We start from the raw sequence: 6,590 nt of genomic DNA on the forward strand, positions 1-6,590 counted from the left end.
TCCGGCTGTGATCGCACCAATGTGCGCCGCGAGTCGGCGCATCTGCCTCGGCCGGTCCTGACCGTTCGCTGATCCGGCGGCCGTCACTCCTCGGTCAGCGGGCGTCGAGGCGGCCGATCAGCTTGTGGGTCGCTGTCATGGCGCCGCCGAGCACGGCCGGTATACCGCCGCCGGGGTGCACCGATGCCCCCACCCGCCACAGCCACGGGCGTAACCGGCTGGTGTACCCGGGGCGGTGAAACGGCCCGCTCTGCCAGAGCGGGTTGGTGGCGCCGTAGAGCGCACCACCGGTGGAGCCCCAGCCAGCGAAGTACCGCGGATCAAGCACGACGTGATCACGGAACAGCTCGCTGATCGGCCGGTCCAGGCCCACGGCGGCGCTGACCCGCGCGACCTCACGCGCCACCCACGGGCTGTCGAGGTCATAGCGGCGGCCGTCAGCGGGCGAGGTGAGGAGCACCGCCACGGTGGCCCGGTCGTTGGCATAGACCTCGTGCGGCCGGTAATAGTTCAGGAAGGCCATCGTCTGCTCGGGCACAGCCCCGGCATCGAGACTGCGGTGCAGGGCGGCCGGGTCGTCGGGCAACACGACGGAATGCGTGGCGGTGCCCTCCGGCAATGAGGTCTCAAGCACGGCATAGATGGCCACGCCGGAGCAGGACAGCTTCCGTGGCCGGACCGGCGGCACGCCGAGCAGCCCGTCGAGCACCCCACGGTCGAGCCCGCTCACGATCACGTCGGCCGGATGCGTCGCCGTCGCCGTGGTCACGAGCCCTTTCGACACGGCGGTGACGGGCTCGCTAATGCGCACGACCGCGCCGGCGTTCAACGCGAGCCGGTGCAATGCGAGCGGCAGCTCGTTCACACCGCCCTCGGGAACCCACACGCCGTCCCTGGCCATGATCGCCGGCATGCTCGCGTACAGTGCGAGGGTCTGCCGGGGAGAGACACCGGCATTGAGGGTGTGGATGGCGATAACCTCACGCAGGCCTTCGGGCATCCAGCTCAGGCCGTCGAGAAAGCTGCGCGTGGTCAGGCGGGTGCCGTAGAGCCGAAACACGTTGCGTACGGCCGGCAGCGATGCCGGATCGGCCGGGTCGGCGGTCAGCATGCTCGTGAGTTGAGGCCCGAGTCCACCGTGTTCTTTTTCGAACCGGGTCCAGGCCGCGTGCCACGGGTGACCGGCGGGCACCGGCAGGACGGCGTCCGCTCCCCGGTAGAAGTACCGGCCCACCTCAGGCAGTCTCCGCAACGTCACCGCGGCCACCGCGGCGGCTTCGGCGGGAACAGAGCGGCGGGCGCCGAGCGCGTCGTAGCGGGCCAGCAGCTCCTCCCAGACCAGGGGGAAGGTGACCAGCGCCGGTCCGGTGTCCACGTGCTGCCCGTCGATTTCGAGTCGTCGGCTCTTGCCGCCGATCCAGTCGGAGCCCTCCAGCACCGTCACCGAATGGCCGGCGCGGGCCAGCAGCGCGGCGGCCGTGAGCCCGCCGACTCCCGCGCCGAGCACGACGATGCGCTGCGGGGTCAGGTTCGTCTTCCTGCGGGATCGTGTCATAGGAGCTCCTTGAGCAAAAAAACTGCCACGAGCTGGGCCCCGGCGACGGAACCTGCGACGTAGGGGAACGCGATCGAGTAGCGGTACATTCGGCGGGCCGTCATCGGCGTGGGGCTGCGCCCCAGCGACCCCACCAGCCAGCCGGCGATGAGCGCATTCACCACGGCGACCGGCCAGTTGATCAGCGCGAAACCCACGGTGGACAGGGCCCACCACGCGCCGCTCCACACCACGGCGCCGCGCGCGCCGAGAAGAACGGCAGTGGTTTGAATTCCGGCTGCACGGTCCTCGTCGATGTCCTGCACCGCGTCGTAGGTGTGCTTGGCCACACTCCACGCCATCAGTCCGATCGCCGTCGCCCAGACCGGTGACTCGCCGAGGGCGAGAGGCACGAAGACCAGCGGGAAAGCGTAGGCGGCGTTACTGAGCGAGTCGAGGTAGCGCCGGGCTTTGAAACGCAGCGGGGGTGCCGAGTAGAAGATGAAGATCACCATGTACGCGGCGATCCAGGCGAGCGCTGCCGCCGGCAACGTAGCGAGGAAATACGCCACGAAAGGCGCGTTGGTCAGCACGACTCCGAGCACGATGGCGCGGGTTTCCGAGCCGAGGATGCGGGCCCCCTCGAGGCCACCCTTGCGGGCGTTCCGAGCATCCGTTTCCTGGTCGAAAATGTCGTTCACACCGTAGATCAGCAGGTTGAACGGCAGCGTCACCCAGAGGAGCAGCGGAACAATCTCCCACCGCCACAAATCCCCGACCAGCCACATGGCGATGACGGTGGTTCCGATGGTGTTGACCCAGAGCACCGGTCGGGAGATCTGAACCAGGCGGGTGAGCACTTTCTCACTCTATCGCTGCGAGAGACCGCGTTTTTTCGGGTGCCGACGCCCATGCATTTCGGACAAACAGGAAACCCCCGCAATCTGCTGATTGCGGGGGTCCAGATGTGCGCCCGAAGGGATTCGAACCCCCAACCTTCTGATCCGTAGTCAGATGCTCTATCCGTTGAGCTACGAGCGCAGGCTGCCCAGAGCTAAGTACTCTCTGACAACTTGAAAACTATAGCAGTTATTCGGGATGCTCCGGCGCGGCAACCGGACCCGAGGTGCGGATTCCGAGCCAGGAGGCGAGCCCGCCGGCGAACATCAAGCCCGCGACGACGACCATCACGCGCTGGAATCCCGGAACGTCGAGCGTAGTTCCGATGATCGTGCCGGCCAGAGCTACCGCGACTAGACCGGCCACCCGGGCGACGGCGTTGTTGATGGCCGAGCCGATGCCGGCCTGCTCGGGCCGGATGGAGCCGAGGACCGCGGAAGTGAGCGGCGCCACGGTGATGGCCAGGCCGAGGCCGATCACGACGACGGCCGGCACGACCTGCGACCAGAGCGCGATCGGCGGCACCGCCCCGAGTAGCAGCAGGAATCCGGCTCCTGCCACCATCGGGCCCACGGTCATAAACGCGCGCGGTCCGTAGCGGCCGGCCAGGGTGCCGAACAGGGTCGCGAAGAGCAGGAGCATGGCGGTCGCCGGGATGCCGGCGAAACCGGTTACGGTCGCCGAGAAGCCGCCGACCTGCTGCAGATAGAGCGTGAACACGAAGAAACCGAGGCCGAGGGCGGCGTAGAAACCGACCGTGGCGATGTTACCGACGCCGAAATTGCGGATCTTGAACAGGCTCAGGGGCATCATCGGATGCGGCGCGCGCGCCTCCCACCAGAGGAACCCCGCGAAGGCCAGCAGCCCGACGACAAGCGGCACGAACACGACCGGGCTGGCCCAGCCCAGCCGCCCCTGCTCGATCAGGGCGAAGACCGGACCGCCCAGCCCGAGCGCGGCCAGGCCGGCGCCCCACGCGTCGATGGGGGCCGCCGGACGGGTGCGCACCGGCTCGTCCAGGCCGGCCAGCAGCACCAGGGTAACCATGATGGGGATCACGTTGAGCCCGAAGATCAGGCGCCAGCTGAGCGTGTCCACCAGGATGCCGCCGAGCACCGGACCCATGATGCCCGCGATGCCCGTCCAGCCGGTCCAGGCCCCGATCGCTCGAGCCTGCGCCACCCCCGAGAACGTCGAGGTGATGAGCGCCAGGGAGCTCGGCACGAGCAGAGCCGCCGCCACGCCCTGCAGCACCCGGGCCAGCACGAGCGCACTCCCCCAGGGTGCGACCGCGCACGCCAGCGAGGTGATCCCGAACCATACCAGCCCGATCCGGAGCACCCGCACCCGGCCGAACGTGTCCGAGAGTGACCCGGCCACGAGGATCAGGGCGCCCAATGAGAGCAGGTAGCCGTCGACCGCCCACTGTTGCAGCACCAGACCGCCGCCGAGTTCCCGAGAAATCGCCGGCAGCGCGACCGTGATGATGGAGCCGTCCAGGAACGCCACGAACGACGCCAGAATGGCCACGATCAACACCCGATGCTCTCTGGAAATCACTCTCCCAGTTAACCCGATTCGCGGCCCGATCGAAGGCCCGATCCGGAGGGCGCGGGCCCCGGTGTGGCCCTAGACGAGGTCTGGGGCAGGTGCAAAACTGACGCCATGACCGCGACCCGCAACACCCAGGCATCCTTCGAATACGCCGGCCTTCGGGCCCTGTTCATCAATTGCACCCTCAAACGAAGCCCCGAAATCAGCCACACACAGGGCCTGATGAACCTCAGCATCAACCTGATGCACGAGCAGGGCGTCCACGTCGAGAACATCCGGGCCATCGACCACGACATTGCCTCGGGCGTCTACCCCGACATGACCGAACACGGCTGGGCGACGGATGCCTGGCCCGCCCTGTTCGACAAGGTGCGCGCCTCCGACATCGTCGTGATCGGCGGGCCGATCTGGCTCGGCGACAACGGCTCGGTCACCAAGCGCGTGATCGAACGGCTCTATGCCATGTCGGGGGAGCTGAACGACAAGGGTCAGTACGTCTACTACGGCAAGGTGGGCGGGGCCGTCATCACCGGCAACGAGGACGGCGTGAAGCACTGCGCGTCGAACGTGCTCTATAGCTTGCAGCACATCGGCTTCACGATTCCACCGACGGCCGACGTCGGCTGGATCGGCGCGATCGGTCCGGGCCCGAGCTACCTGGACCCGGGTTCCGGGGGGCCGGACAGCGACTTCACGAACCGCAACGTGACCTTTATGACCTGGAACCTGATGCACCTGGCCGCAATGCTGAAGGCAAACGGCGGCATCCCCGCGTACGGGAACCTCCGCGCGGATTGGGACGAGGGCGAGCGATTCGGATTCCAGCCGAACCCGGAGTACCGATAGCGGCGTCGACGCGCCCGAAGTGAGGACGCCATGACCGCGACCCTGCGCGAGGTGGCGCCGGCCTCCCCGCGGAGCCGCTTGGACGTGCGGGTCACCGGCGGGATCGTGCGCGGCGTGGACGACAATGGCATTCGGCCTGGCGAGACATCCCCTACGCCGCGCCACCCGTGGGCGAGCTGCGGTTCCGGGCCCCGCAGCCGGTGAGGAGTGCCTGAGTGTCAACGTGCTTCGGCCGGCGTCGGCGTCGCGTAGACGGCTGGGCCGCCCGGTGATGGTCTTCATCCACGGCGATGGCTACAGCGTGGGATCCTCGCAGGATTTCACCGGCCGAGGGGAAAGTTTCGTGCGCACCGGGCGGGTGGTCTGCGTCAGTTTCAACTACCGGCTGGGTGCCCTCGGCTACCTCGACTTCTCCCGGTATTCGACATCGGAACGGCCCCTGGAGAGCAATCCCGGGCTGCGCGACCAGGTGGCCGCCCTCTGGTGGGTGCACGACAACATCCGTGCCTTCGGGGGGAACCCCCACAACGTGACCGTGTTCGGGGAATCGGCCGGCGCCAACGCGGTGCTCCATCTGATGGCGACGCCCTCCGCCGCGGGGCTGTTCGCCCGCGCCATCGCGCAGAGTCCCCCGACCAGAGCGTCGTTCTCGCACTCACTGACCGAGGGCTGGGCCGCCGAGTTCGTGGTGGAGTTGCGCTCCCAGCGGCCGCACGCCTCCGCCCTGTTGCCGAACGAGCTGCTGACCACCGCCGCGGTAGCCGACCTGACCCAGGCGGCCGTGGCGCTGCAGGCGCGCACGCCGGATGCCAACCCGGGCACCTTCTGCCTGATCCCGGTGATCGACGGGGATTTCCTGCCCGAGCGGCCGCTCGACGCCTTCCGTCACGGGACCGCGCACCGGGTGCCGCTGATCATCGGCACCAACGAGCGGGAGGGGTCGCTGTTCCGGGGCCGGGTGGACATCCTGCCGAAGTCGCCGACGCGTATCGCGGCCGTTCGACCACGCCCCGGTGAGCTCGCACGACGCGATGCGCTCCGTCGACGCGAGCCTGCCGGCGAAACGGTCGTCGTCGGACTTCGGCGGGGATTTCGTGTTCTGGTATCCGAGCCTGCAGATCGGCGACTTTCACTCCCGGGTCGCGCCGGTCTACACAGACCGGTTCGACCTGGCCCCGCGGCTTATGCACATGCTGGGCATCGGCGCCACCCACGGAATCGAGCTGTTCGCCCTGTTCGACCACGTCGACGGCCCCACGGCCCGGGCCATGATCCTGCTCGGCGGGCGGGAACTCTTCATCATTGCGGGCGAACGGATGCGCCTGCACTGGCTTCGCTTCGCCTGCACAAGGCGGCCCGACGACACCTGGCCGACCTACTCGGAAACCGACCGGCTGACTCTGATCATCGACGAGGTCGATCGCATCGAATCGGATCCGCGAGGAGAGCGGCGGGCGGTCTGGCAGGAGTTCCTGCCGCACTTCTAGCGGGTAGCGGCGGTTGAGCCCGTCGGCGTGAGCTCCCCGTTACTCCTGCGCCGGCCACCGGCCGAACGAATTCGACGGAGATTTTGCTCAGAACCGGCCCACAGCATCCGTTTGGGCTCGAAATCGGTAAAATCTCCGTCGAATTCGTTAGGGAGCCCGGGTGCCCGTGGGGCACAGCAACGGATGCGCGTGGTCGGCCAACCACGGCACCGCGCCGACCGAATTACTTTCTATACTCGTGCAGAACCTCTTGACTGCACATTCGTATA

Annotated in this window: 5 protein-coding genes, 1 tRNA gene and 1 pseudogene; 3 read left to right on the plus strand and 4 right to left on the minus strand. The window is 67.9% G+C overall.

All coding sequences use genetic code 11. The features are described from left to right. Nucleotides 1–94: 94 nt before the first annotated feature. The 4 genes from CXY81_RS08735 to CXY81_RS08750 form a co-directional block, all read right to left on the minus strand. A complete protein-coding gene (locus CXY81_RS08735; protein WP_104194612.1) occupies nt 95–1,555 on the minus strand; it encodes an NAD(P)/FAD-dependent oxidoreductase in 1,461 nt (486 codons plus the stop codon). Continuing rightward, the gene (locus tag CXY81_RS08740) at nt 1,552–2,394 is read right to left on the minus strand and encodes a UbiA family prenyltransferase (protein WP_104170489.1); all 843 of its coding nucleotides are present in this window, start codon (nt 2,392–2,394) and stop codon (nt 1,552–1,554) included. Before CXY81_RS08740 ends, CXY81_RS08735 begins: the two co-directional genes overlap by 4 nt. Before the next feature lie 108 nt (nt 2,395–2,502). Next, a tRNA-Arg gene (locus tag CXY81_RS08745) sits at nt 2,503–2,575 on the minus strand. Nucleotides 2,576–2,623: 48 nt separating this feature from the next. Further along, the gene (locus tag CXY81_RS08750; protein WP_199183033.1) at nt 2,624–3,994 is read right to left on the minus strand and encodes an MFS transporter; all 1,371 of its coding nucleotides are present in this window, start codon (nt 3,992–3,994) and stop codon (nt 2,624–2,626) included. 105 nt (nt 3,995–4,099) lie between these two features. Here CXY81_RS08750 and CXY81_RS08755 point away from each other — a divergent pair, with 105 nt between their 5' ends. The 3 genes and pseudogenes from CXY81_RS08755 to CXY81_RS16990 all read left to right on the plus strand — a co-directional run bounded on the left by CXY81_RS08755 (nt 4,100) and on the right by CXY81_RS16990 (nt 6,321). Further along, nucleotides 4,100–4,834, plus strand: coding sequence for a flavodoxin family protein (locus tag CXY81_RS08755; protein ID WP_104170490.1), 735 nt, complete (start codon nt 4,100–4,102; stop codon nt 4,832–4,834). 124 nt (nt 4,835–4,958) lie between these two features. Further along, nucleotides 4,959–5,726: pseudogene (locus tag CXY81_RS16985) on the plus strand (carboxylesterase family protein); the annotation flags it as partial. Nucleotides 5,727–5,847: 121 nt separating this feature from the next. Then, a complete protein-coding gene (locus CXY81_RS16990; RefSeq protein ID WP_233194078.1) occupies nt 5,848–6,321 on the plus strand; it encodes a hypothetical protein in 474 nt (157 codons plus the stop codon). Nucleotides 6,322–6,590: the final 269 nt, after the last annotated feature.

Source organism: Cryobacterium sp. M25 (assembly GCF_002929635.1).
GTDB lineage: Bacteria > Actinomycetota > Actinomycetes > Actinomycetales > Microbacteriaceae > Cryobacterium > Cryobacterium sandaracinum.

Coding starts and splice junctions, on each gene's coding strand:
- CXY81_RS08735 (WP_104194612.1), bottom strand. CDS start 1,555: ATGACACGATCCCGCAGGAAGACGAACCTGACCCCGCAGCGCATCGTC.
- CXY81_RS08755 (WP_104170490.1), top strand. CDS start 4,100: ATGACCGCGACCCGCAACACCCAGGCATCCTTCGAATACGCCGGCCTT.